1 protein-coding gene is annotated in these 1,048 nt (G+C 69.2%); it reads right to left on the bottom strand.

Features of this window, described 5'->3' with window-relative positions; translation table 11 throughout:
• The coding region (locus ACIBJF_RS53565) for an IS3 family transposase (protein ID WP_399185141.1) at window positions 1-1,048 on the bottom strand (1,048 nt) is incomplete at both ends.

The raw sequence follows: 1,048 nt of genomic DNA, 5'->3' as shown, positions 1-1,048 counted from the left end.
TGTGTTGCTGTGGTTCGTGTCGTCGGGTGGGGTCGTTGATCCACGCCTGCTGGGGAATCTTCGGTGGCACCGGCCGGCGGTTGAAGCGTTCGGGATGCTGCTCGAACGCGACGGCGAGGGTGGCCGCCCGTTGCTCGCGGACGAGTTCGGCGGTGCCGAAGTGGACGCTGGCGGGGGTGTGGTAGCCGATCCCGGAGTGCCGGTGGACGTGGTTGTAGTGCGAGATGAACGCCTCCATCCACTCCCGCGTGTGGGCGAGGGAATCGAAGCGTTCTGGGTAGTCGGGCTGGTACTTCGTGGTGCGGAACTGGCTCTCGCTGAACGGGTTGTCGTTGCTGACTCTGGGTCTGGAGTGGCTGCGGGTCACGCCCAGGTCGAGGAGCATCTGGGAGACCTGCCTGGAGGTCATCGAGGTACCGCGGTCGGCGTGCACGGTGTGCGGCACGATGCCGTTGCGGTCGATCGCCTCGCGGATCAACTCCTTGGCCCGGGCGGCGGATTCGGCCGCCTCGACGGTGTGGCCGACGACGTAGCGGGAGTAGATGTCGAGGATCACGTACCCGTGGAACCAGACGCCCTTCGCCGGGCCGGCCAGGCGCGTGATGTCCCAACTCCACACCTGCGAGGGGCCGTCGGCTACGAGCTCGGGAACCGTGCGGGGCGGGTGGGTGGCCTGACGGCGGCGTTCACCGTCTTGCCCGGCCTCCTTCAGGATCCGGTACATGGTGCGCTCGGAGCAGTGGTAGCGGCCCTCGTCGAGCTCACGTGCGTAGATCTGCGCGGGCGGCAGGTCCACGTATTCGGGCCGGTTCATCAGCTCCAGCACGGCCTGCCGCTCGGCCGGTGTCAGGGCGTTGACCGGCGCGGGACGTGGGGCTCTGGGCCTGGCCGGGAGGGGGTTCAGCCGCCGGTGGTGGGTGGCTCGGGAGCGGCCGGTCAGGCGGCACGCGGCCACGATGCCCACGTGCGGGGCCAGGCGATCGACGGCCTCGTGGAGGAGCGGCTCCAGGGCGTCCTTCAGTCCGCGCTCTTGGAGAGTGCTTCCAAG

Source organism: Streptomyces sp. NPDC050743, assembly GCF_044456925.1.
Taxonomy (GTDB): domain Bacteria; phylum Actinomycetota; class Actinomycetes; order Streptomycetales; family Streptomycetaceae; genus Streptomyces.
Note: the sequence above shows the minus strand (reverse complement) of the source record. Positions and strands in the feature narration are given on the sequence as shown.